Consider the following 24,575-nt stretch of genomic DNA (forward strand, 5'->3'; position numbering starts at 1 on the left):
CCATATCCGGCTCCCCCGCCTACTTATCAACTGGCCCCTAGGTCGCTCACAGCGACCGCTCAATACCTGCGAGCATCGCCGCCCATAGCGTTATGTCTTATCGGCTCCGTCTCACAACTTGCTTGTCCGGCGGTCCGAGCGGTTTGTCCGGTATAGCAAACGCGCACATTTGCATCAAGGAATCGGGCTTTCCTCTTTTGGTCGATGGGGTAATTCGTCCGAACTAACTTGATGCTGACAAAATCCATATTGCCGGCAAACTTCTGATGCACTATTTGTTATCAAACGCAACGAAGAGCGTCCTACGTGCGCTGTGTGACGCAGCCCCATAACAGATAGTTGACCGTGCTTCTCCCACACCGGCTATCCATTTTTTAAAAGATCGGATTCCGATAGTCAGTCTTGAGATTCACGCTAGGTCCGAATAGGTCTGCCGCCGATCGTAGATCCACTAGATACCGTATTTAGGGTAGAGAAATCTATTTTTGGGGAGATGCTTGTCTTTTATCAGTACCTAAGTGTAAGCGGCGCAATCAATTGTGCATTCAGGGCACGGAAGTTTGTGGACGAGGTGTCATCACCCCGCATCCTGCGACCGGTTTGCGGTGTAATGGCATATGTGCTGTCGCGCGGCTCCGCCGCGGATGGCAACGCATCGCCCCCGCGCGCTTTCTTGCTGCCCACTGAGAACGCCGCCGAAGCGGCGCCGGTGAGCGGTACGAAAGTGCTGCCAGAACACGTCAAGGTGTGCGGCCACCTGAGCGCGCCGGACAGCAAGCTCGCTCCCGCGCTGAGGAGCGGCCTCCGGCCATCGTCCCATGTTGATGATTGGACCGTCCGGCACCGGAAAATCGATGCTCGCACAACGGTTTCCGGGGTTGATGCCGGGCAGGAGCGATGGCGACACGCTTTCCGCCACCGCGGTGATAGGCCAGACCACGGGCTGCCTCGACGCACCGCGTTGAAAGGCGTGGCTGTTCCGTTTACCAGACCACACGATCTGTGGTGACGATGGCGGCGCCGGCAATACGTCAACGCCAGGTGAAATCTCACCGGCACAACACGGCGTGTTTCTCTCGACTAACTGGGGTGTTAGGTATCTAGAAACCTGTTTGTCCTACTCTACAGTGTGCGCAGGATAACTGGAACGGACATCGCACGCAGAAAACAACGTCGGCTTATCGAAGCCACTCAACGGTGGTGCCAATGCAAATCGGGTGCTCCCTCGCACGCCTTTTCTTATCTCGCCCCTCTCATCCGCCTAGACTCAATCAATGCATCTTTTGCATAATTTTTTATAGAATTACAAATTTTTCTTTTAACTATCCCCCCCGCACAAGAATTTGCATTTGAAATTATTGAATTTAGCTCTTCATCAGATGCGGTGGCATCAATATGGTGCATCGCCCAACGTCCAAAATCAGGATTTTCTTTTGCAATATCCAAAAATACTTCCAACTGCCCCCATTTACTTGAAAAGAGATAGGCCACTGCAGCAGAATAACCTTCGCCAAGCTCTCCATCATCACAAGGCAAAAAGGTAGTTTGATGTCTTAAAAGGGAACTCCAACTATCGCTAGCATCGGGAAGCAAGGCTACTGCCCGCCTACTCATTTCTGGAGAGCATTCCGCAGCTCGGGCAACCGGCATGGATCCCAAACCACAAAGGGCGAGGAAAAATAAAAATAAGCAGGCACGTACTGACTTAGCGCAAGTCATAACCTTCCCTCCCACAAAGTTACTGCTGCCCGCCGAACTGAGGAGCATTGGGGTTATTGTTTATAACTCTTATAGAGGTCACCGGATCAGTCAAATTAAGCTCACGAACGAATTGCATCGCCTCATCCGTTGTGCGTATACATCCGAGTGTTGGATGGTCTTGTGCGCCACTATTTGCTCTCCCTGAGTGAAGACCCATCCCGCTTCGTCCTGGAACGTTGAAAACGAGAATGCCATGTGACCCATATGGTCCGTTGACTCCACTTTCAGGGTGCGGATTGGAGTGACTGAAAGGAAATACGCCATTCGGCCAAGGCCCATTGCTTGTTGCTGTGGTGTTATTGTTTGCGGGGAAACTTGCAAGCGGAGTGCCCGAGCCGCTTGTTACTACAATGTTATGCGAGTTACCGTCATACCCGATTGTGGAAAGACCACTCGGATCAATAGAGCCAATAGGACTTCCTCCCACATAAGCGTAGGTGTTGATACCGCCAGCAAATCCTATGGGGTCGGATGAAATAAAGCGCATGAACCTAGGGTGGTAATAGCGGGCCCGGTAGTAGTAAAGCCCGGTACCATCATTTTCACGTCCCGTGTACTGGATCGCATTGTTGCTGACCTCGCCGCTGGCGGTTGCGGCTCCAAAGGGCTCATACGCATAGGTGGTCTTGATTGAGCCGCCATCGTCAGTCAACGCCATAGTGCTACCTAGAGCATCCGTCACGAAGTGCCGTGTACCCATTAAAGCATCCGTGCGACTAAAGACTTCGTCAATGCCACCCGTCAGAAGATTGGCGCTTGGCGAACTCCCAGACAGCTCCTGTACGACATTCTGCCCATCGTAGAAGAGGCCAATTTCTGTCGAACCGACCGTTTTGCCACTACGCCTCCCGATGGCATCATAGGTAAAACTTGCTGTAGCCGCGCCGCTCAAGCTGCTTAACCGATTGCGTGAATCCCATGCATATGACAAGCTGCCATCACTAAGCAGATTACCGTTGTTGTCGTATGTGAGATTCACACCCTGCCAACTCGCCAATCGGTTGTTGGCGTCATAGGTCGCCCCCGTCGTCGCATTGGGTAACGCCATATTGGCGAGGGAGCCCCCCATTTGTATGCGTCTCCCGACGGTATCGTAGGTGTAGGTCAGGTTCCCTAGTTGTGAGTCGCCTTTCGCAAAGCTCATCCCAGTAAGCTGATTTGCGGCGTCATATGTGTAGTTAGCGACAATGCCATTGGGGAGGGTCAAAGTTGTACGCCGGCTTGACGCATCGTAGGTGAATCCAACTTGTGCGCTACCTCGCGAAATGCCGATCAGTCGATTTGCATTGTCGTAGACATACCCTACGGCGGTCTGACCCGAGACAGTCTGACTCGTCCGGCGGCCCAACGAGTCATAGCTATAGCTGATACTTCCCTGCTGCGACGTTTCGCCAATCAAACGATCAAGGCTGTCATAGGTGCGAGAGATAGAGCCCCCCACACTATCGGCAATCTGAGTAACGCGGTTGCCCATATCGAAAGTGGAAGTGACGGTAGCATCTGGCGCGCCCAGTTGTCCGCCGGTAAGCGTCTGCCCATATGCCGTTGCGGTACGCCGACTTAGGCCATCGTAGGCGAAGGTCGTGACCTTGCCGTTCCGATCGGTCACTTGGGTCAGATTGTCTGTACTGTCGTAGCTAAACCGATCGTTGTGTAGCAACGGATCAGTCTGAGTCACGAGACGATCTTTCTCGTCGTACCCGAAACTGGTTTGGTTACCGCGCGCGTCTGTCAAGCTCGTCAGATTCCCATCGACATCGTATGCAAATGTCGTAACACCTCCCTTCGCGTCGGTATGCTTCACCGGTAGACTCCGCCCGTTATAGTCCCAACTCGACATGTTTCCGAGCGGGTCTGTAATCGACAACAGGCGCCCCACTCCGTCTGTATATCGCTTGAAGGTGCGCCCCAGCTGATCTGTTACCGCAACGAGATCCCCTTGAATATATGATAGTGACGAGGCATTCCGCATCGCGTTGGTGATACCTATAACTTGCCCCACGCCGTTATAGCTAAATTTTGTTGCATTTCCGAGTGGGTCTGTAACCGCTATGCGATTACCCGACGAGTCATAAGTGAAGCTGGTTGTATGACCGAGTTCATCCGTGTAGGAAACCACCTGATTGAACGCTGGCTCATAAGCATATGTCTTCGTTACTGCCTGTGACGTTCCTGCAAGATAAGAAATTGCGGTTAGATTCCCCGCGGTGTCGTACGTAAAGCCAGTCTTGCGTCCCAGCGAGTCGGTCTGCGAAAGCAAGAAATTTGTACCCGCTTGCCGCTCGAATGTTGTTGTCTGGGCCTCTGGCAAGCCCAAAGCATTGGTCGCAGATGTCACATAGCCACTGCTGTTGAAGCGCATCCGGCGGACGTTGCCGCGCGGATCCGTCACGTCCGCCTGGACTGCATTACCGTTTGTGTCGAGCGTATAGGCGAACTTATAAACGCCCCCATCCGCGAGCGTCTGCTGAGATACGCGAGTGTTTGCGTCGTACTGATTCGTGACCATTAGCTGCCCATTGGGCTTTGTGACGGTCAACATGTTGTTCGACGCATCGTAGCTGTATCTCTCTACTCCGCCATCCGCATCGGTTGCCTGCGCTAGGCGGCCGTTTGCATCGTACTGGTAAGCAACAGCGCGACCAATGTTGTCGGTAGCTTGCGTAACGCGATTGGAACTGTCGTAGGTCAGACTAATGTAACGGCCGTCAGGATTGCTGACCTGCGTAAGGTTGCCGGCTGCATCACGCGTGAGCATGATCTTGTTTCCAAGCCGGTCATCGAACTCCGTCAACGCTGCAAGACGGCTGCTAACGCATCCTGCACAATCAGCAAAGTACATTGTGCGGCCGTCTCGCATCTTGAGTTGCCATCTTCCGTTGGCCCAGGTGATTACCGCGCCGTAATACGCTGTAGGGGTTGCAGTATGAGCGTAAACGGCGTCCGTATAGCCAGTTCCAGGCGAAGTTCGCACAAAGTGAATCCGGCCGCCATCTGCCAATATCAGGTCCTGGTATGTGTACGGGAACGTATCTCCAACTGTAAAGATGTCATAGGGGTGATTCGTGCCGATACCAAACGCTCGCGAAACGCTGTCACCTTGCCGATACGTTCGAGTGATGCTCAAGGGCACAGTGCCACGTACCGTAAGGTCAGTCCGCGTATGTAAAAACAATCCGGTATAGCAATCAACGGGGTCTCCTCCGCACCCTGCCGGCGACGGCGCTCCTTTGCCATCTTTCGGAGATGCATCTCGGCTCGGGGTACTTTCAGGATCTGGAGGATCCGTTTTCTTGGGACAGAGAGGATCCGCGTCCGGTGACGGATTCTCGGGTGCGGCCGGCCCAGGTGTTGACTTCTTCGAACCACCTGGCGCGTCCGAGCAGCCTCCCGGCGGCGGCCCTTTGTCCGGTGCGTTGCTGGGCCTCGACACCATCGCGCCAGTCAGCTCATAGATGGACACACCCGGATTCGGCACGATCTGCTGACCATCCGCCGCAATCTTGCCCTGCCCATAGACGTACCACCCCTTCTGCACCGGGTCATAGTTCCAGAAGTCCAACACACTGCCAGGCGCATCGTGATGATAGTTCGGATAGATAACGCGAGCACCCTGCGCGCTGGCAGCATCCACGCCTTGAATCCGAGCACCACCTGGCTGCAGGGTAAAGTACACGGGCACGTACCGCGTGGGCAGCGGATACGGTGAGCGGTCAATGGGGATCGGTGTAATCGAAAGCTCGTTGATCACGCGCCCGGAGCGGTCGCGAAGCACAGTCCCCTTAGGAATATGTACCTCAAGCTGCGGGATATACGGCGTCGTTATCACGACCTCGCTTCGGGTCGGTGAGTCGAACTTGACGGTGTGGGCCGTGTCAATCAGCGGCATCCAACTGGTGTACGGCAGCGGCGTTGTCTTGCCTCCTTCAAGCAGAACCAACACCTCAAAATAACCATACGCTCTGCCAGGACGGTTCGCGCTAGTCCCGTCAATGATGAGAGTTTTGGCGCCGGGACTCGAAGCCGGAATCAGGAATCGCCCTGTTGCGTCCGTGTGTGTTGTCTGCCCATCGAGCTTGAGCGTGACGCCTACTGCCGCTTCGCCATTCATTAGAAGTACTTGCCCGGCAAGCGCGGTCACCCCGGGAGCAGCCGCTAGTGGCGGCAATTTCTGCAATGGTGACGCAGGAAGTTTGACGCGCCAGTCTCCGCGCAGATGCGCCGCAGCAGGAATCCAGTGCTGCGTCGATAACGCAGCCAACAATTGTGTGGCTGCCCCTTGGGCCAGCGCGGGCTGGAGGGCGGAAGGCGTCTGTGCAGCTACCGCGGCCGAGTTGCCCGCCTGGACCGATGTCTGTTGGTTGAACTGCGCTGACGTGCTGGACGACCCGATAGATGATGCACCCGTGCCTGTCCCTCCACTCAAATTCCCCGCTGTGAATCCAATCGCGGTGAACGGTAGCGGGTTGCCGGCTTCATCAACCGCGGCATTGATAAAAAGTGTGTAACGAGCGCCAGGCTGTAGATCAGCTTGAGGTGTAACGAACAGCAATCGACCTTGCTCGACCGGTACGACATTAACGGAGACGGAACCCGTCGGCCCGAGCAGGGTAACGGTCTTTGAGTTGAGACTCGTCACTGACAGTGGCTTCGAAAAGCTAACCGCAATTCGCGAGGAAATTGGTACGCCGGTGGCGTTGTCTGCCGGTTGGGAATCTCGTACCTGCGGGGCATCCGTGTTGCTCTGCGACAGGCTAGCGAGCGCGGAAGGAGCCAAATCAAACCGCTGCTGCCGTGGAAAATAGAACTCGGGTGTAGCAACGGCATTGCCCGCTGCATCCCGTCCACCCGAGATCAGCACGGGTTCATCCGGAAGCAACTGCGCGGTGTGGCCCTCCCGTGGCACTGCCATTTGGGCACGCACCCCAAGCGCTTGCTTGGCAACCGGGTCCCATAGGTCGCCTTGCACGACGGGCACCCCTTTGCTGGACACACCACCTGCAATCAGAACAGAGCCGTCCATGAGGACGGTAGCCGTGTGGGCGGTCCGCGGGATGACGCCGATATCTCCGAGATCACTGGAGGACTGTGCCTGCGGATCTAGAAGCTCCGCATTCCTTACGACACCACCATCCTTGCCCACTCCACCGAAGATCAGAACGCGGCCGTCTGGCAGCACGGTTGCGCTGTGGTGGCTACGTGGCGTAAGCAACCTAAGAGGAAGAGCAACGGGCTGCTGTGCCCCCGGGTTGAGTACTTGAGATCTACCGGCCGCCTCGCCGTCCCCGCCCGCCAGCAGCCATCGCCCGTCGGGCAGAAGCGTTGCACTTTGACCAGGAGCGACCCCAAGAGCCGCGGCCTTAGCGTGACTAGTCCACGAGCACAACAAAAGTACCCAGAACACTAGCGGTAGGAGATACAAAAATGCACTCATCGTCTTGTACCGCACAGGTGCGGATGTTGCGATATACATGTTGCTCTCCAAGTTACTGTGCGGTACCGAGGGTGAAAGTCAGACTTCCCATTCCGGCCCCAATCGGTTTGAGCGTGATGGAATAGATTCCAGTAGCTGACAAAGTCAATGTTCCGGTAGACAACGTTCCATACGTACCCGACGACCGGTACAGAGTCGTGCCGTCTGGATTCAGAATCGTGAGGCTGTACCCTCCCAAATTGTTCTGGCTTGTCGCCAAGCTGACCTTCTGACCAGCGGTACCACTGAACGTGAGTCCGCCGTTCTGCCCTGGCGCAGTCGTTGTCAACGTCACCGGCGGGCCGCCAATCGTGATCGTTCCCGTCACGTCGGAAGGCACGTTGTAGAGCGTGAACGTGAGACTCCCCGTCCCGCTCCCCGCGGGGCTGAACTTGATGGTGTAGGTCCCCGTCGCCGGCAAAGTCAATGCTCCAGAAAAGAGCGCGCCAGTTGAAGACGATGAAAACAGATTGGTCCCGTCAGGATTCAGAATCGCGAGGCTGTAGCCACCCACCGTGTCCTGACTAGTCACCAAGCTGATCCTCTGGCCCACAGTCCCACTGAAGGTCAAGCTCCCCTTTTGTCCCGGAACAGTTGTGGTCAACGTCACCGCCGGACCACCAATCGTGATCGTTCCCGTCACGTCGGAAGGCACGTTGTAGAGCGTGAACGTGAGGTTCCCCGTCCCGCTGCCCGCCGGGCTGAACTTGATGGTGTAGGCCCCCGTTGCCCGCAAACTCAATGCCCCAGTAGTGAGTACGCTCAGCGGTATTGCCTGCGCCATCAGAAACGCCGGTCAATCTTCCCAGTTCGTCGTAGTTGAAGTTATATGTCCCCGCGGTGGCAGACTGGATAAGCAGCAGCCCGACGATGACTGTCGCAATCACGCGAAGAAAAGCCGCACCAAACCGAGTTAGCCGCCCAAATACGAATTTCCCCAACCGAGTCGCGGTCAATCCTGAAATGCGGAGGTTCACGTCATTCCTCATCATCGCGCTCGTATTAGGAGCCTGCGTCCAGTGTCAACGTCGTACTACCCGTATAGACGTCGTAGTGCCCCAACGTGATCGTATATGTCCCGTCCGCAGGTAACGTCAGCGATCCGACGTTTGCCGTTCCGTATTGGCGCGTCAATGGATAAAGGCTTGTACCGTCCGGATTTTGGATCGCTAGGCTGTAGATGTTCATTGCCTGGCTGATATTGAGACTGATCTTCTGTCCTGCCGTGCCGCTGAATGTCAGGCTGGCGTTTTGACCTGGAACGGTCGTCGTCAACGTCACGGAGGGACCACCCACCGCCATCGTTCCTGTGGCGTCGGGCGGCACGCTATACAAGGTGAATGTCGTGCCTCCTGTATAGGAACTGTTGTGCCCCAAAGTGATCACGTACGTTCCAGAAGCGGGCAAAACCATGGGCTCGATGAATATCGTCCCGTACTGAAGCGCCGACGGGTAGAGGTTCGTTGCGTCGGGATTCTGAATCCCGAGAAAATATCTGGTCATCGCTTGCGTGATATTGAGGCTCACCTTTTGCCCAGCCGTACCACTGAAAGTCAGACTGCCATTTTGACCTGGGACCGTTGTCGTCAGCGTCACAGACGGTCCGCCAGCGACGATTATTCCAGTCGTGTCTGCCGGCACGCTATACAAAGTGAACGTCGTGCTACCGGTATAGGATCCGTAGTGCCCCAGGGTTACCGTGTATGTCCCCGTTGCGGGCAGGACCATTGGGTCTACAAATGCAGTCCCCCCTTGCATCGTCACCGGATAAAGATTCGTGCCATCCGGATTTTTTACGCCGAGGTAGTACAGCGACATGCCTTGCGTGATATTCAAGCTAACCTTCTGGCCGGCAGTACCGCTAAACGTCAGACTGCCGTTTTGTCCTTGCGAGGTAGTGGTCAGCGTTATCGAGGGGCCATCGATAGCGATCGTGGCACTTACATCGGTAACCACGGTGCTTAATGCAAAAGTGGTGCTCCCTGTATTCGTGCCGTAGTGCCCGAGTGCAACTGTGTAGGTCCCGCTCGCAGGCAAGGTCAATGGCCCGATGAACGCCGTCCCGCTCTGCATCGCCGAAGGGTAGAGATTCGTACCATCCGGATTCAAAATGCCGAGGTAGTACGCGGGCATGCCTTGCGTAACCTTCAGACTGATCGTCTGCCCCGCCGTACCAGTGAATGTCAAGCTACCATTCTGGCCTGGAGCGGTCGTTGTCAACGTTGACGCTGCTCCGTCGATTGCGATTGTTCCGGTCGCGTCAGGTGGGACGTTGTATAGGAGAAACGTTGTGCTACCGGTATTCGCCCCGGAATGCTTGAGCGCAATGGTGTAAGTCCCTGTTACTGGTAATGCTACAGGCCCGATGAACGCGGTACCGCCTTGCACTGGTGACGGATAGAGATCCGTGCCATCGGGACTCAGAATGCCAAGGTAGTACGCAGACATACCTTGTGTGACTTGTACGCTGACCCGCTGCCCTGCTGTTCCACTGAAGGTCAGATTGCCGTTCTGACCAGCCGAAGTCGTCGTCAAAGTAACGGGCGACCCATCGATCGCTATCGTGCCAGTCAGATCTGCCGGAACGCTATTGAGCGCGAATGTCACACTTCCATTGTCAATACTGGAAGGAGTAATAACGAGGGTGTACGTCCCAGTGTTCGGGAGCACCACCACCGGCTCCAACAACGTACCGCTGCATATGTTGTTGGTGCTTCCGAGGCTAGTCCCGTCTGGTTTGAGAAGCTGAATGCTGCCGCTTGAGCAAAATCCCAAACTGGAAGTCGTAACTAGAAAGTTCAGCCTTTGACCGGCTGCTCCGTCGAAAACGATCAAACCAATCTTCCCTGACGTTGGAAACGACACAGTCTGACTGCTACCAATCGTCATGCGACCGGTCACCGCAACATCTGCGACCGTACGGGGAGGAGGCACAACAAAGAAATCCTCGCTGCTTATTGCTTGCCCGTAAGCTGTCCCAACCGACAACTGGCCGGAAGTCGACGACGCGGGCACCGTCGCTGAGAGCGTTGTCGCAGTGGCGGCAGCTACTGTTGCAGATCGAGTATTGAACTTAAGGCTGTTCTCGCTCGCCGTTGTTCTGAAGTTCGTTCCGCTCACCGTTACGGTAGTCCCTGCAACACCAATCGCCGGAGAAAATCCGCTGATGCTTGGTGCCGAGCTTTGAGTCACCGTGAACGGCGTCGAACTTGTCGCTGAACCATTTGGTGAGACAACGGTGATCGGCCCTGTGCCAGCCCCAGTTGGTACCTGGGCAACCAACTGGTTAGCTGACGCGGAACTGACCACTGCTGTCGCGCCGTTGAATTGAACCGTGTTTTGGTTTGCAGTCGCGGAGAACCCGGTACCAGAGATCGTGACACTGGCCCCAACAGATGCGCTGCTCGGAGTGAATCCCAGGATCGAAACCGCGGCGTTGCCTCGCGAGACCGACGTGATATTGCCAACCGCGTCGTAAGCGTAAACAGCCGTATTGCCCGCGCCATCAGAGACGCCAGTCAGCCTCCCCAACTCGTCGTAGCTGAAGTTATATGTTCCACCGGAGGCCGACTGAACAAGTACCAAGCCAGCCAAAGCCACCACGACCGCGCGCCGAGTAGCGCTGCCAAATCGAGACAACCAACGAGCGACCGAAGCTACGCCCCGACTCAGCATGAGTTTTCTCCCGAAACAAGGACGCAACAGACGTAGCGATAGAGCTTTATCGCCACAACCTTCGCGTGAAATATCGTTTTGATTTGGTTAAATGCAGCCGCAGATAAGGCTCAGCGGTCAAACTTCTCGTTCTTAGGGGATTCTATTTCCTCTATTTTTTGTCTCTCCTTCCTGTGATGATGGCACATCTGGTCGTGTATAGCAGACGCCACACCGGGCTTCAAGGACACCCCTCTTCGGGCGGGATAGATTTACACAATTACCTAAATTGGATACCCCACCAAATTTTTCTTGCAGTCAAGCCAATCACCCCCTAATCATTGAAAGCCGTACTTATCGATACGGGAAGAAGTTGAGATCGAGGTCCATTGGGGCAAATCGACGGTGCACATACTACAGAGAGCGGTTATCGCCATCTCGGGGGCAGCGCTTTTCACGTATTCCTACGGAGAGTCCGTGGGAGGGCATATTGGTCTGCCAACAGTAGGGCACCCCGCAAACAACCCTCCCACAGCCGAAAAGGTGACGTTGGGCGGGAAAATTTTCTTTGACAATCGTCTTAGCGCGAGCGGGAAAATAAGCTGCGCAAGTTGTCATCAGCCAGATCGTGCCTTTAGCGACGGACTATCGATATCTCGAGGTGTCGATAATTTAGTCGGCACGCGCAACGCCCCCAGCCTTCTGAATGCCGGCGTCATGGAAACCCAATTCTGGGATGGCCGCCGGACCACACTGGAAGCACAGGCGTTGGATCCGTTTGTCAACCCAAGAGAGCACGGGTTACCGAATACCGCGCGACTGGTGGCGCTCGTCCGAGCTGATCCGTCCTATCCCGCCCTATTTGCTCAAGCATTCGGGATCACACAAGCCTCGATCGACGAAGACTCTATCGCCAAAGCGCTTGCTTCTTATGTGCGTTCACTGAACGGCGGGGCCTCGGCGTTCGACTATTACTACTATGGTGGGGAGCAAACTGCGTTGTCACAAAGTGCGCGACGTGGGCTAACCTTATTTTTGGGAAGAGCGCAATGTGCAACTTGCCATCAGATCGGACCATCAAGCGCATCCTTCTCCGATCAAAAATTTCATGGCCTACATATCGGGATGAGTCGAATTGAAACCCGGTTGGCAGACATCACTAAGCATGCCGTCGCCGCACGCCACGGAAAACAGTCTGCTGATGCCACAGTCCTCAGCGACACAGACATTTCAGAACTAGGTCGATTTTTTGTCACGCTCGACCCCGCGGATATCGGGCAATTCCGCACACCCAGCCTGCGCAATGTAGCGCTTACCGCGCCATACATGCATGACGGAAGTATCGACACACTTGCGCAAGCGGTCGATCAAGAAATTTACTATCGGTCTAATCAGAATGGCCGACCTATAGTTTTAACCCCAGAAGAAAAGACCGATCTTGTTCACTTTCTCGAAAGCTTGACTGGCGAAACAGCTCAACGAGCAACCCTGCACTGAGTATCTTCACAGCGCGCGTTCTTGTCGTGGCAAGTTCAAACGTAGAAGCGAGAGCACACCGTGCCCCACACCAACTGTTTGAGTCACCTAGAAAATCGCAGTCGTCTCTCGTACCGACCGTCGATACCTCCCCGCCAAGATGGATTTACCTTGCTTGAACTGCTGGTCGTTGTCGTGATCATCGGTTTGTTGGCCTCTTACGTCGGGCCAAAGTATTTTTCTCAGATCGGCAAATCCGAAGTCACAGTAGCCCGCAGTCAGATCGAAGCCTTCGAACGTGCATTAGATAGTTTTCGGTTGGATGTTGGCCGCTACCCCACCTCCGAAGAAGGGCTTGATGCACTCCTTCACCGCCCAGCCAATGCCAATGGGTGGAACGGTCCTTACCTTAAGAAAGATGTCCCACCAGACCCTTGGGGACGCCCTTACGCCTATCGCGCGCCAGGTACAAAAGGCGACTTTGAGATCGTCTCACGTGGCAAAGACGGTCAACCCGGCGGAACGGGTGAGAACGCCGACATCGTGAGTCAATAGGTCACGAGAGTGCAATGCGCTACGAAGCTAAGACCCTCTCTGCCACAAACATGATCTCGACCGTCGTTCTCGACGCTCGGGATGAACAGGATGCGCGCCGGCAAATCGAAGCGTTGGCGTTACAAACCGTGTCAATCAAGCGCGTTCGGTCAGCACAAACGCCGCAACTTTCGTCCTCCAAGCGCTTCTCGTTGCTACTGTTCAGCCAGGAATTGCTCGCCTTGATCAAGGCTGGATTGAGCCTGTTTGAAGCGATCGAAGCGCTCAGAGAAAAGGAGACGGCGCCAGAGACATGCGACATTCTGGACCGACTGCTGGCTGCTCTACGAGAAGGTCGACGATTCTCGGCAGCCCTCTCAGAGCAAGCCGACCACTTTCCTCCTCTCTACATCGGCCTCATGCAGGCGGCGGAGGGAACCAGCGATTTGCCGCGCTCGCTCGGGCGCTTTGTCGAATATCAGAAGCGCGTAGACAGCATTCGCACGAAAGTCGTCAGTGCCTCGATCTACCCGCTTGTCCTGATCACTGTCGGCTTTGCCGTCACGGTATTTTTGCTTTGCTACGTCGTTCCGCGCTTTGCATTGGTATACCAAGATAGTGGCCGCGAGCTGCCCTGGCTCTCTCAACGCATGCTGGACTGGGGACAACTCGCCGCGCAACACGCTTGGGTGATGCTCGGTGCTGTCTTGGCAATTGCAATCCTTGCAGTAGGCGGAGTTCGGCGATTGATCCAAACCGGCGGGCTTGCACGCATTGCCACGCAACTACCAACGATTGGGTATCACCTTCAACTCTACGAGCTATCGAGGCTGTATCTCACCCTCGGCATGTTGCTTGAAGGCGGCATTCCAGCAATGCATGCCCTTGCGACTGCACGTTCAACTGTATCGGTTGCGTCGCGCAAACGCTTGATCTCGGCTGAAACGGAGATACGAGATGGCCGAGCACTCTCCACTGCATTCGAAGCCAACGGGCTCACCACGACGATTTCGCTGCGGATGCTTCGCGTGGGAGAACAATCTGGCCAACTCGGCGCAATGCTGACCCAAGCTGCGGAGTTTTACGACGGCGATGTGATTCGATTCATCGATCGCTTCATGCGCGCCTTTGAGCCAATCCTAATGGCCGTCATCGGCGTGATTGTAGGATTCATTGTGGTGCTTCTGTACATGCCAATCTTTGATTTGGCCGGGAGTCTCCAATGAGAGACGGCACTCAAGCAGATATCGTTCTCTTTGAAACCGCACGGGTTGCTGCTCGAGCTTCCGGCCGGTCGATCTCCAGCGAGCTGGAGGTTATCGGCAACCTGCTGCCGCATGCCGCACTTGAGCAGGTGGGCGCCTTGTTTGGCATGCCAGCGCTCGCTTTGCATGAATTGAACGCGCAGACGCCCGCATTTGATCTTCTACCGCTTGCGCGTGCGATGCAGCGCTGTGCCGTCCTATTCAGGAATCAGGCCGGATCGATATGCGCGGCGATCACGGACCCGCAAGATATTGATCAACAAACTTGGCTGGAAGCGCAGGCCGATCAGCCCATCACGTTTCGACTGGCACTGGAACCCGACATCGAGGCCTACTTAGCAAGGCAAGAGGAATTGGTACGGGCAATCGATACGCTCTCGGCGTCGGTTAGCGATAGTCCAGGCTCGTCACGCACCACCGAGATTCTCTCGTACGTTTCCGTCAATGACACGGCGAGCCCGGTAGTCAAAGTTGTCAACTCGACGCTCTACGACGCCTTGCGCGTGGGGGCATCCGACATCCATCTAGAGAGCACGGCGACCGGTCTCGCCGTCAAGTACCGGGTCGATGGTGTACTGGATCACGCTGCCTCCTTATCGGGAGCAGAACTCGCTGAGCAGGTCATTTCAAGACTGAAAGTATTGGCCGAACTTGATATCGCCGAACGGCGCGTACCCCAGGACGGTAGCTTCAGAGTGGAATCTCGAGGCCGGGAAATCGATCTTCGGGTCTCAATCATGCCCAGCATTCACGGTGAGGATGCCGTCATCCGAATCCTGGACAAGCGAGCCATGATCGAAGCCCATGGAGCCTTGACACTGGAAGCCCTCGGATTCGATGGGAAATCGTTGGTGGCATTACGTCGCCTGGCCGCTGAACCCTACGGCATGTTGCTTGTGACCGGCCCTACCGGATCGGGCAAAACAACGACCTTGTACGCAGCCATCTCGGAAATCCACAATGGCCGAGACAAGATCATCACGATTGAGGATCCCGTCGAGTACCAGCTCCCAGGTGTACTTCAAATTCCGGTGAACGACAAGAAGGGGCTCACGTTCGCCAAGGGCCTGCGCTCCATTCTCCGCCACGATCCAGACAAGATCATGGTTGGTGAAATACGGGACCGTGAAACCGCAGAGATCGCCGTCCAGTCAGCCCTAACAGGTCATTTGGTCCTGACAACCGTACACGCCAACAACGTCTTCGACGTATTTGGCCGATTTACCCACATGGGGGTCGATCCGTACGCTTTTGTTTCGGCGCTTAATGGTATCTGGGCACAGCGCCTCGTCCGTATGGTTTGCCCACGATGTGCTGAGCACGTCCGCCCGTCCGACGAACTGGTACAGGGTCTCGGACTCACTTCTGCAGAATTGACTGACTTCACCTTGCGTGCTGGCCGTGGATGTGGCGATTGTCGAGGTACGGGATATCTTGGCAGAAAGTCGATCGCCGAGATTCTCGTTCTCAACGACGAACTCAGAGAGCTTGTCGTTGCGAAGGCTCCTATCCGACATATCAAGGACGCAGCCAGAAAGACTGGAACGAGAAGCTTGCGCGAGGCCGCACTTGACTTAGCGCGGACGGGTGAAACAACGCTGGAGGAGGTGAAGCGTGTCACTCTTCAAGCATAAAGAGTTTGTGCTCACCGTGTCGCAAACCGATCTGGGATTGTGGGCGCCAACGGGCCATGGTGATGAACAGGCAGAACTACTGCAGTCCGTTGACTTGCAGCCGGGCCCCTACGAGCGAGCTTTGCGAACTGGGCTCATGTCAATTGGGCCGACTGTGCTTCCCCGCTATGCTCGCGTCAGTATTGTGGTGTCATCACCGCTAGTACGCCTATTTCTGGTCACACCACCCAGCAACGCAACGGGAATCGATGATTTGAAAGGTGCAGCATCGCTGCGCTTCTCAACGCTTTACGGACTAAAGCCCGAAGACTGGCATATCGCTGCAGCATGGGACTCGCGCCATCCGTTTCTTGCCGCTGGAGTCCGGGGAACCCTACTGGATGCACTGACCGGATTCGTCGGTGCGCGCAAGCTACGTGTACAGCGAATCGCAGCGGCTCCGTTGGAGGTCTGGCGGCGGGACGTCGATGTTCTGTCGCCATCCTCGGAGAGTTGGCTTGTGAGCCGGCAAGGCACTGCGGTGACGCTCCTTGTTTGCGACAAGCGGCGGGTTCACGCGATACGCAGCGTGCAATGGCCTGACGAAATCTGGCAGTCCGTCAGCGCGTTGCATGAAGCCGTTCAAGTGGAGGCAATGCGCCTTGACCGGCAGGCCCCAAGGGTTGCATATGGTCGCGGTGACATCCCTCCTGAACTCGAGAAAAGCGCATCTCCGGAGATGGCATTCCAAGTGTCGAAGCGGCCACGACGGATTACCGTCTGGCAGTACCTCCCTTCGTTCGACATCGACTTCCGCCTGGGGCCGACGGTTCGCGCCAAAGTCACTCGTAGTTCTTTCGCTGCCTGTGTGGCTATGCTGCTATGCATCGGGATAGTAGCTGTGGAATCTGTGCACACCGGAATGCAACGGACACAAATCGAGAGTCGAACGGCGAGCGTACGTGCACGGATGGCCGCACGCCAAAAACCCATAACAAATGAAACCAGCCTGCCGATCAGGGCCGACCAAGCTGCTTCCGTGAACAAAGCAATCAGTCAACTCAATTTGCCCTGGCGACAGTTGCTGCAAGACGTTGAGGCGTCCACCCCCAAGGAGATCGCTCTACTATCGATTGAGCCCGATGCCAAGCGCAACGTACTGAAGGGAACGGCTGAGGCGCCAGACTCCGCTGGCATGTTGGCCTATCTAACGCAACTGAGGTCACGTGGTCACTTCGAAAGTGTGTTGCTGACCAGACACGAGCTCAACGAGCAGGATTCAATGCATCCGCTTCGATTTCAGTTTGAAGCCAACTGGAGCGAAGTCAGAAAATGAAGCCGCTAGCTTTACGTCTGCACATTGGCCTGATACGAATGGGCTGGATGATCCCGGCGGTTGTTGTTCTAGCAGTGATATCCGTCGCCCTGTTCGCCTGGTGGTTGCCGTCCGAACGCGTCGCGCTGGAGCATGCAAAGACTGAGTTTGCGAAAGCCAGTGCTGAGCTGTCGCACCCGCCCCCCCAAGTTGTTGTGCCGCAAGCCACGTCAACTCAGCACCTGGCAGTCTTTTATCGCGCTCTCGGTAGGTATCCAGAGATCGAGACACCAATCAGTACGTTCTTCCAGATCGCAGGTGACACCGCTCTCGCACTCAAGCAGGGTGACTACCAGGTCGTCTATGAGCGGGCCGGCCATTACTACGCATATCGAATCACACTGCCAGTGCGTGGGTCCTATTCCAACATCCGAAAATTCTGCGACCAGGCACTCAAGGCCATCCCGTATGCCGCTCTTGATGGGCTGCACTTCAAGCGCGCGTCCATCAGCGACCCAAGCATCGAGGCGAAGCTCCAGTTCACGCTGTACTTTAGAGGACAGAGCCCCACACTCGATTCAACGCCCCCCACACCTTCGGCGACAGAGGGGACCCTATGAAACGCCGCCACGTTCTGCTCGTATTGGGACTCATCAGCGCAGCGGCAATCTCCGCCCTTGGAGACCGGACACCGTCCAACTCCGTTGTTGACGATGCAAAACAAAGCCGGCCAACGAGTTCCGCCCGTAGCGTTTCAGTTGATCGATCGGACTCCACATCGAACGTGAACTCCACTGCTTCTGCAAGCGCTCCAGCAGTAGTGGCGACTAGCCGTGCCAACCCCAGCAACAGCGTGATGATTCTTGCGCTCACGCCAAGGGCCGAAACTACGGGCTCACGGATAGCAGATGGGGCGACATCGGTATTCACCAGTCAAACTTGGGTGCCACCGCCGCCACCGCCCGCACCTCCGCCACCGCCGTCCGCCCCAGCCCTGCCATTCAGCTATTTAGGGAAACAGCAGGACAACGGCGTATGGACGGTCTTTCTGAGCCGGGAAGGCACCACCGTAATCACAAAAGCGGGCGAGCGTATCGATTCTTCCTATCAGGTCATCTCCATCGCTCCCCCGACCTTGGTTATGAAGTACCTGCCGTTGAACGAATCGCAGACCCTCACGATCGAATGACTGCTGGCTAAACACGCATGCTCACTTGTCGGAATCCTCTACTGCTTTTAGTCCTATCGGGCCTGCTGTGCGCTTGCGCCACATCAAACGTAGCCAAGGAGGAAGCTCGCCAGCTCTATAGTCAAGGGAAGGTGGAAGAAAGCCTCGCACGTTTGAAGGTAGCACTGGTGGAGAAGCCCTCCAACCCAGAACTGCGCGAGATGTATCTGACGCTCAGAGAACAAGCCGTCGCGAATTGGCTTGCGCAAAGTGCCGGAGCAATTAGCCGTGGTGACTCAAGAACCGCCGAAACTTACTATCGTCGGGTACTCGCCGTCGATCCAAGTAACGCGATTGCGAGAACGGGACTGCAATTGATGGAACGAACTGCACGGCATGCCAAGCTTGTGCAGGAGGCAGAGACTGCGGTTCGGAAGAAGGATGAGGATGGAGCTCGATCCGCACTGCGTACCGTGCTGTCGGAGGACCCCGTCAATCCTGCAGCACTCCGACTATGGAGCGCACTTGAGGAAACGGCCGCAAAGAACTCCGCTTCGCCTCAACTCTCTTCAGCGCTTAAGAAGACACTCTCGATCGACTTCAAGGATGCACCGCTCAAGCAGGTCTTCGAAGTGTTTGCTCGTACCAGCGGCATCAATTTCGTCTTTGATAAAGACATCAAGGGAGACCAGAAGACGACGATTTTCCTGAAGGGAACATCCATCAAGGATGCCTTGGACGTTGTGCTGCTAACCAATCAGTTGGAGCAACGCATCCTTGATCGGAACACGATTCTGGTCTACCCAAACACACCGGCAAAGCTTAAGGACTATCAACCGCTCGCCGTACGGTCATTCTTCCTCTCCAACGCGGATGCGGAACAGGTGGCCGGAACCCTGAAGACCATCCTAAAGTCTCGCGACGTCGTTGTCGACAAGAAGCAGAACATGGTCATCATGCGAGACACTCCGGATGCAATTCGCGCTGCAGAAAAGCTTGTCGCACTTCACGATCTTCCTGAACCGGAGGTTATGCTGGAGGTCGAAATCCTCGAAGTCAATCGCACTCGCCTTTCCGAGCTCGGCATTAAGTTTCCCGAGCAGCTTTCCTTGGTCCCGTTGCCATCCACCTCCGGCGGGAGCGTGACGCTCAATGATCTTCTACACCTAACACCAAGCGGCGTCGGCGCAACGCTTTCGCCGTTAAACATCAACGCCCGCGGAGTGGATGGAGATGTCAATCTCCTGGCGAACCCTCGAATCCGCGCGCGCAATAGAGAGACCGCCAAGATCCTGATCGGAGACCGCGTTCCCAACATCACAACGACCTCAACGTCGACCGGATTTGTAGCGCAGAGCGTTCAGTATCTTGATGTCGGTCTGAAGCTCGAGGTCACCCCGGTCATCTCCATTGACAATGAGATCGCCATCAAGGTCTCATTGGAAGTCAGCAGTATCGCCAATCAGGTCACGACCACCACCGGAACGCTGGCATATCAAATCGGCACGCGTACCGCATCAACGGTTCTCCGCCTAAAAGATGGAGAGAACCAAGTCCTCGCGGGTCTCATTAACGATCAGGACCAGCGTACAACGAACAAGGTCCCTGGGCTTGGCGACATCCCAGGAATTGGACGGTTGTTCTCCAGCAGCCTGAATCAGACGACGAAAAATGAAATCGTACTGTCGATCACGCCGCGGCTCGTTCGAAACACACCTCGCCCGGACCTCACGCAAATTGAGTTTGCAGCTGGCACTGAATCGAGTCTGCATGGTCTCTCATCCCGATCCGCACCCGACTCCCCGTCCAGTTCCGGCATTGCTCCCGCAATCGACAGTGCACCGGCCCCTCTGTCAGGTTCGCCAACACCGCCCACAGGCGCTCTGCCTTCGCCTACCCCAACCAACAGTGGCAACAATGCCGGAAGCAGTACTACCCAGGGACTAATGAGATGGCAAGCGCCGTCGCAGGTGAAAGTCGGGGAGACGTTCTCCGCGCAGCTCTGGATGCAGCCGTCGCAGCCCATTACCAGCATTCCCTACGCGCTTTCGTTTGATCCGAAGCTCCTGCAGGTTCTATCCGTCACGGAAGGAGACCTCATGAAGCAAGGAGGTGCTGCGACGGCCTTCAACGAGCGGGTTGATCAGAATGCGGGGCAGATTTATGTCACCAACACGCGCAGCGCGGCGGGCCAGGGAGACGACTCGGGTGCGGGATCGTCAGGCGTATTAGTGACACTCTCGCTGCGCGCGATGGCAGCAGCAGATGCAGCTCAACTGCAGTTGGTGACGATTGCACCGGTCGGGCTCAACGGGACCTCGGTCAATGCATCGTCCCCAAGTCCTCAAGCCATCAAGATCACACCTTGATTCTGAATACCATGCCGGCGCTGACCTATCATCGTTCCGCATTGGGTTTTACGCTGATTGAGTTGCTAGTAACACTTGCAATCATGGCCGTCCTGGTCACGTTGGTGGTGCCGCTGGCTGAGGTAACGGTACAGCGCCAACGCGAGCAGGAACTCAGACGATCGCTACGAGAGATACGCACTGCGATAGACGCGTACAAACGAGCGTCGGACGAAGGGAGAATCCCTCACACGATCGACAGCACCGGGTACCCCCCCTCTCTGAGGATACTGGTTGAGGGAATCGAAGACGCGCGCGACCCCAAGAAGGCAAAGATCTACTTTCTCCGGCGGATTCCGCTTGACCCAATGCAACGCGACATGCGCCTTGGAGAAGACCAGATATGGGGAAAGCGTAGCTACTCAAGCGAGGCGTCCGACCCGCAGGAAGGGGACGACGTCTACGACGTGTACTCACGGTCTCCCGCAACCGGTCTCAATGGCATTCCATATCGTCGCTGGTAAGCCATGTCCACGAGAGCACGATTCTCATCTCTGATGCGCCCGCCCCATGATGGGTTCACACTTATCGAGTTGCTGGTGGTGCTAGCGATCGTCGCATTCTTGCTAACACTGTCACTGCCTCGGTATTTCCACAGCATCGACAAGTCCAAGGAGACGGTCCTCAAAGAGAATCTGCGCGTCACCAGGGAGACAATCGACAAGTATTACGATGACACGGGTCACTATCCGGACTCATTGCAAGATCTGGTGGACCACCACTACCTCAGGGCACTGCCTGTCGACCCACTGACCGGCAGCAACAGTACGTGGGTGATCATCCCACCAGACGACTCGACGAAGGGCGCGGTGTATACCTTGAAGAGTTCGGCATCTGGACAAACGGCCGAGGGAACGCCCTATGCGGACCTATAGCGGCTGCCGGTGTCGCAAAGAAGCCGGTCTCACGTATCTTGGAGTCCTGATTCTTGTGGCGGTGCTGGGCATAACTACAACTACCGCCTTGACATTGGGAGCTCTCATCGAACGCCGCATGGCAGAAGAAGAACTGCTCTATGTTGGCGAACAATATCGTGCTGCGCTTGATAGCTATTCGCGCGCAACGCCAGCCGGGACTTCCCGCTATCCCATGACGCTTCAGGACTTGCTGAGGGATGCCCGCTATCCGAATGTGCGGCGGCATCTTCGGAAGATCTATGTCGATCCTCTGACGTCCAAAGATGACTGGGTTCTTCTGCAAGCACCAGGCGGTGGGATCATTGGCCTTCACAGCGCATCGCAACGGGTTCCGATCAAGATCGCGAACTTCCCTCCTCCGTTCCAAACGTTCGAAGGCAAGGAAAGCTATTCCGACTGGGTTTTCACCAACGACAATAACTGGACTTCCCGCAATTACGGAGCCACCGGATCGACGGCCGGCCGCCCCCAAGGTCCATAGACAGATCAGTTAAGACGGCCTACCCACGCGCTTGTACAGTGATCAAGCCCCGGCGAGCAATGCCGTCTTCCGATGGCAGAAGTGTTGGTCAGTCGAAGGGGCGGACACGCAAGCTCCGAAAGTGGAGCCTGCCCCACCCCCCAACAGCAAACGGCAGACTGGATTGCGCTGAGTACGTTGTCAGACTCGCGCCTCTGCTCGCGCTCGTATCGCCTCGAGGTCGTGCGGAGCGGGATGCAGTTGAAGCCGTTGTCCGGCTTTAGCGATCTGACTTGGCGTATCGTGTCCCACCAACGCAGGAAGGCGACGCGATACAGCCACCAGCCCACCCAGGTTGGCCCCTGTGTCGTAGCCCATCAGTTCCAGCGCATGCACTGTATCTTCCGTGCAGATGTTCCCGGTGGCCCCAGGTGCGTACGGACAGCCGCCAATGCCACCCAGTGAAGCGTCGAAGCGGTCTGCGCCGCCGTCGATTGCCGCCAGCACATTGGCGAGCCCCATGCCTCTGGTGTTATGGAAGTGCAGCGTCAACGCCGCATTGGCCCAACGTTCACGGAACGCTCGCACCAGTGTGTTCACCTGAGTGGGATACCCCATCCCCGTGGTATCGCACAGCGTGACGTTGTCGGCGCCCAACCGCGTGTGAAAGCGCTCCACCCAGTCCAGCACGGTTGCCATCTCGACTTCGCCTTCCATCGGACAGCCGAATGCGCATGAGAGCGAGACATTGATGCGGACCCCAGCCCTGCGAGCCAATGCGGCCACTTCCTGCAGCCCGCCAAACGACTGCTCTCGGGTCATGCGCAAATTTGCGAGGTTGTGCGTTTCGGTGGCCGACATGACGAGGTTCACCTCATCCGCCCCACAGTCGATCGCGCGCTCGGCGCCCCGTACGTTCGGCACGAGCGCGCTGTACACCGTGCCAGGCACGCGGCGGACTCCTCTCATCACAGCCTCTGCGTCGGCCAGGACGGGAATCGCCTTGGGTGAAACGAATCCAGTGACTTCGATCTTGGCTAGGCCCAAAGAAGACAGCGCATCGATCAGCGCAATCTTCTCTTCAGTGGGCACAAATGTGCATTCAGCCTGCAATCCATCCCGCGTACCGACCTCTTGGATGTGGATGCGGCGGCGATTCCCGTTCCAGGCGCTCATGCGATGACTCCTTTGTTCCGCAGCACGTCGATCTGATCATCGGTGATGCCAAGTTCTCGCAACACAGCATTGGTGTCCTCTCCCAAGCGCGGCGCAGCGGTACGAACGGTGCCCGGTGTGCCCTCCAATTTGGGGACCACGCCCGGTACCTCCAACGTGTCCCCTTCACGGGTGCACTGCGAGAGGATCATGTCCCGCGCACGGTAATGCGGGTCTTCAACGATGTCCTTGGCGGTATAGACCTTGCCAGCCGGTACGCGCGCTTCAGCCAGCAGGTACAATGCCTCTTCCACCGTCCGCAATGTCGTCCAGCTGCCAATGGCGCCATCCAGCTCTTCAACTCGGGCGACCCGGCCGGCATTATTGGCAAAGGCAGGATCGTCCGCGAGATCTGTGCGCCCGATGGTGTGCATCAAGCGCTTGAAGATGCTGTCACCATTACCAGCGATCAGGATGTAGCCGTCGACACAACGATAGGCATTCGACGGCGCGATACCCGGCAAGGCGCTACCTGCAGGCTCTCGTACAGCACCAAACGCGCTGTACTCCGGGATCAGACTTTCCATGACATTGAGCACGGCCTCGTTCAAGGCCACGTCGATGACCTGGCCCTTGCCGCCGTTCACTTTGCGGTGGTACAGCGCAGTGAGAATGCCGATCGTGCCGTGCAACGCGGCGAGCGTGTCGCCGATTGAGATGCCGCATCGCACAGGTATGCGACCAGGCTCACCGGTGAGATGGCGCAGGCCGCCCATGGCTTCACCGATGGCGCCGAACCCGGGCAAGTCACGGTATGGCCCCGTCTGCCCGTAGCCAGAGATACGCAACATCACCAAGCCCGGGTTCAGTTCCGACAGCACATCCCAGCCCAGCCCCCAGCTTTCCAGCGTGCCGGGGCGAAAATTCTCAATGAGCACATCGGCTGAAGCAATCAGTTCTCGTGCAATCTCTTGCGCTTCCGGGTTGCGCAGGTCGAGCGCCACGGAGCGCTTGTTTCGCGACTGCACCTGCCACCATACGGAGGTTGAATCGCCCCGGCCCCAGTAGACACCTGTGAGCCTCAAACTAGAGGTTAGACAGGAGGTGCGATGAGTGCACAGAGATACACCGAAGAATTCAGGGTCGAGGCGGTCAATCAGGTCGTGGATAGAGGCCACAGCGTGGCCGAGGTCGCGCAGCGGTTAGGCGTGAGCCAGCACAGCCTGTACCAGTGGATCAAACAGCGACGCCAGCCCGTGGCAGAGCCGCAAGGGCAGGTATCGCAATCCGAGGAGGTGCGCTGGCTCAAGGCTGAACTCAAGCGGGTGACCGAGGAGCGCGACATCCTAAAAAAGGCCGCAGCGTACTTTGCCAAG

General features: G+C 56.4%; 18 protein-coding genes and 1 pseudogene. 13 read left to right on the plus strand and 6 right to left on the minus strand.

Going from position 1 to position 24,575, the window contains the following annotated elements:
* Positions 1 to 809 precede the first annotated feature (809 nt).
* Positions 810 to 965, plus strand: a pseudogene (locus BM136_RS25775) (ATP-binding protein); the annotation flags it as partial.
* 274 nt (positions 966 to 1,239) lie between these two features.
* On the opposite strand, the gene BM136_RS25250 reads toward BM136_RS25775, so the two are convergent.
* The 4 genes from BM136_RS25250 to BM136_RS22745 all read right to left on the minus strand — a co-directional run bounded on the left by BM136_RS25250 (position 1,240) and on the right by BM136_RS22745 (position 10,909).
* Positions 1,240 to 1,719, minus strand: a complete 480-nt coding sequence (locus tag BM136_RS25250) for a hypothetical protein (protein ID WP_139219396.1) — start codon at positions 1,717 to 1,719, stop codon at positions 1,240 to 1,242.
* A 19-nt stretch (positions 1,720 to 1,738) separates the two neighbouring features.
* Positions 1,739 to 7,234: an RHS repeat-associated core domain-containing protein gene (locus tag BM136_RS22735; RefSeq protein ID WP_092976080.1), complete on the minus strand. Its 5,496-nt coding sequence runs from the start codon at positions 7,232 to 7,234 to the stop codon at positions 1,739 to 1,741.
* A gap of 13 nt (positions 7,235 to 7,247) precedes the next feature.
* On the minus strand, positions 7,248 to 8,018 hold the full coding sequence (locus BM136_RS22740) for a hypothetical protein (RefSeq protein WP_092976083.1): 771 nt from the start codon (positions 8,016 to 8,018) through the stop codon (positions 7,248 to 7,250).
* A gap of 218 nt (positions 8,019 to 8,236) precedes the next feature.
* Positions 8,237 to 10,909 carry a beta strand repeat-containing protein gene (locus BM136_RS22745; protein WP_092976086.1) on the minus strand — a complete coding sequence of 891 codons (2,673 nt, stop codon included), beginning with the start codon at positions 10,907 to 10,909 and terminating at the stop codon, positions 8,237 to 8,239.
* Between the two features lie 522 nt (positions 10,910 to 11,431).
* Here BM136_RS22745 and BM136_RS22750 point away from each other — a divergent pair.
* The 11 genes from BM136_RS22750 (at position 11,432) to BM136_RS22795 (ending at position 22,065) form a co-directional block, all read left to right on the plus strand.
* A complete protein-coding gene (locus BM136_RS22750) occupies positions 11,432 to 12,385 on the plus strand; it encodes a cytochrome-c peroxidase (protein ID WP_254775739.1) in 954 nt (317 codons plus the stop codon).
* Positions 12,386 to 12,508: 123 nt separating this feature from the next.
* Positions 12,509 to 12,919 carry a type II secretion system major pseudopilin GspG gene (gspG, locus tag BM136_RS22755; protein ID WP_175537207.1) on the plus strand — a complete coding sequence of 137 codons (411 nt, stop codon included), beginning with the start codon at positions 12,509 to 12,511 and terminating at the stop codon, positions 12,917 to 12,919.
* Positions 12,920 to 12,933: 14 nt separating this feature from the next.
* Positions 12,934 to 14,124, plus strand: a complete 1,191-nt coding sequence (locus BM136_RS22760; protein WP_092976095.1) for a type II secretion system F family protein — start codon at positions 12,934 to 12,936, stop codon at positions 14,122 to 14,124.
* Positions 14,121 to 15,797, plus strand: a complete 1,677-nt coding sequence (locus BM136_RS22765) for a GspE/PulE family protein (protein ID WP_092976098.1) — start codon at positions 14,121 to 14,123, stop codon at positions 15,795 to 15,797. Before BM136_RS22760 ends, BM136_RS22765 begins: the two co-directional genes overlap by 4 nt.
* Positions 15,778 to 17,112: a hypothetical protein gene (locus tag BM136_RS25255; RefSeq protein ID WP_139219398.1), complete on the plus strand. Its 1,335-nt coding sequence runs from the start codon at positions 15,778 to 15,780 to the stop codon at positions 17,110 to 17,112. The genes BM136_RS22765 and BM136_RS25255 overlap by 20 nt, the downstream gene beginning before the upstream one ends.
* Positions 17,109 to 17,711 (plus strand): hypothetical protein, encoded by a 603-nt coding sequence (locus BM136_RS22775; RefSeq protein WP_092976104.1) that lies wholly within the window; start codon positions 17,109 to 17,111, stop codon positions 17,709 to 17,711. The genes BM136_RS25255 and BM136_RS22775 overlap by 4 nt, the downstream gene beginning before the upstream one ends.
* Entirely contained in the window at positions 17,708 to 18,280 is a 573-nt protein-coding gene (locus BM136_RS25260) for a hypothetical protein (RefSeq protein ID WP_139219399.1), read from the plus strand. Before BM136_RS22775 ends, BM136_RS25260 begins: the two co-directional genes overlap by 4 nt.
* 131 nt (positions 18,281 to 18,411) lie before the next feature.
* A complete protein-coding gene (locus BM136_RS22780; protein WP_254775737.1) occupies positions 18,412 to 20,628 on the plus strand; it encodes a cohesin domain-containing protein in 2,217 nt (738 codons plus the stop codon).
* A gap of 11 nt (positions 20,629 to 20,639) precedes the next feature.
* Positions 20,640 to 21,131, plus strand: a complete 492-nt coding sequence (locus BM136_RS22785) for a type II secretion system protein (RefSeq protein WP_092976110.1) — start codon at positions 20,640 to 20,642, stop codon at positions 21,129 to 21,131.
* A gap of 33 nt (positions 21,132 to 21,164) precedes the next feature.
* Positions 21,165 to 21,542: a type II secretion system protein gene (locus BM136_RS22790; RefSeq protein ID WP_092976113.1), complete on the plus strand. Its 378-nt coding sequence runs from the start codon at positions 21,165 to 21,167 to the stop codon at positions 21,540 to 21,542.
* A gap of 118 nt (positions 21,543 to 21,660) precedes the next feature.
* The gene (locus BM136_RS22795; protein WP_368073450.1) at positions 21,661 to 22,065 is read left to right on the plus strand and encodes a hypothetical protein; all 405 of its coding nucleotides are present in this window, start codon (positions 21,661 to 21,663) and stop codon (positions 22,063 to 22,065) included.
* Between the two features lie 180 nt (positions 22,066 to 22,245).
* On the opposite strand, the gene BM136_RS22800 is transcribed toward BM136_RS22795, so the two are convergent.
* Both BM136_RS22800 and BM136_RS22805 read right to left on the minus strand, forming a co-directional pair.
* A complete protein-coding gene (locus BM136_RS22800) occupies positions 22,246 to 23,220 on the minus strand; it encodes a hydroxymethylglutaryl-CoA lyase (RefSeq protein ID WP_092976116.1) in 975 nt (324 codons plus the stop codon).
* Complete coding sequence (locus BM136_RS22805; RefSeq protein ID WP_302848174.1) at positions 23,217 to 24,284, minus strand: CaiB/BaiF CoA transferase family protein; 1,068 nt, start codon at positions 24,282 to 24,284, stop codon at positions 23,217 to 23,219. The genes BM136_RS22800 and BM136_RS22805 overlap by 4 nt, the downstream gene beginning before the upstream one ends.
* A 24-nt stretch (positions 24,285 to 24,308) precedes the next feature.
* On the opposite strand from BM136_RS22805, the gene BM136_RS22810 reads away from it, so the two are divergent.
* On the plus strand, positions 24,309 to 24,575 hold a 267-nt coding region (locus BM136_RS22810), incomplete at its 3' end, for a transposase (RefSeq protein ID WP_139219364.1).

Origin of the sequence: Ralstonia sp. NFACC01 (assembly GCF_900115545.1) — a bacterium.
Classification (GTDB): domain Bacteria; phylum Pseudomonadota; class Gammaproteobacteria; order Burkholderiales; family Burkholderiaceae; genus Ralstonia; species Ralstonia mojiangensis.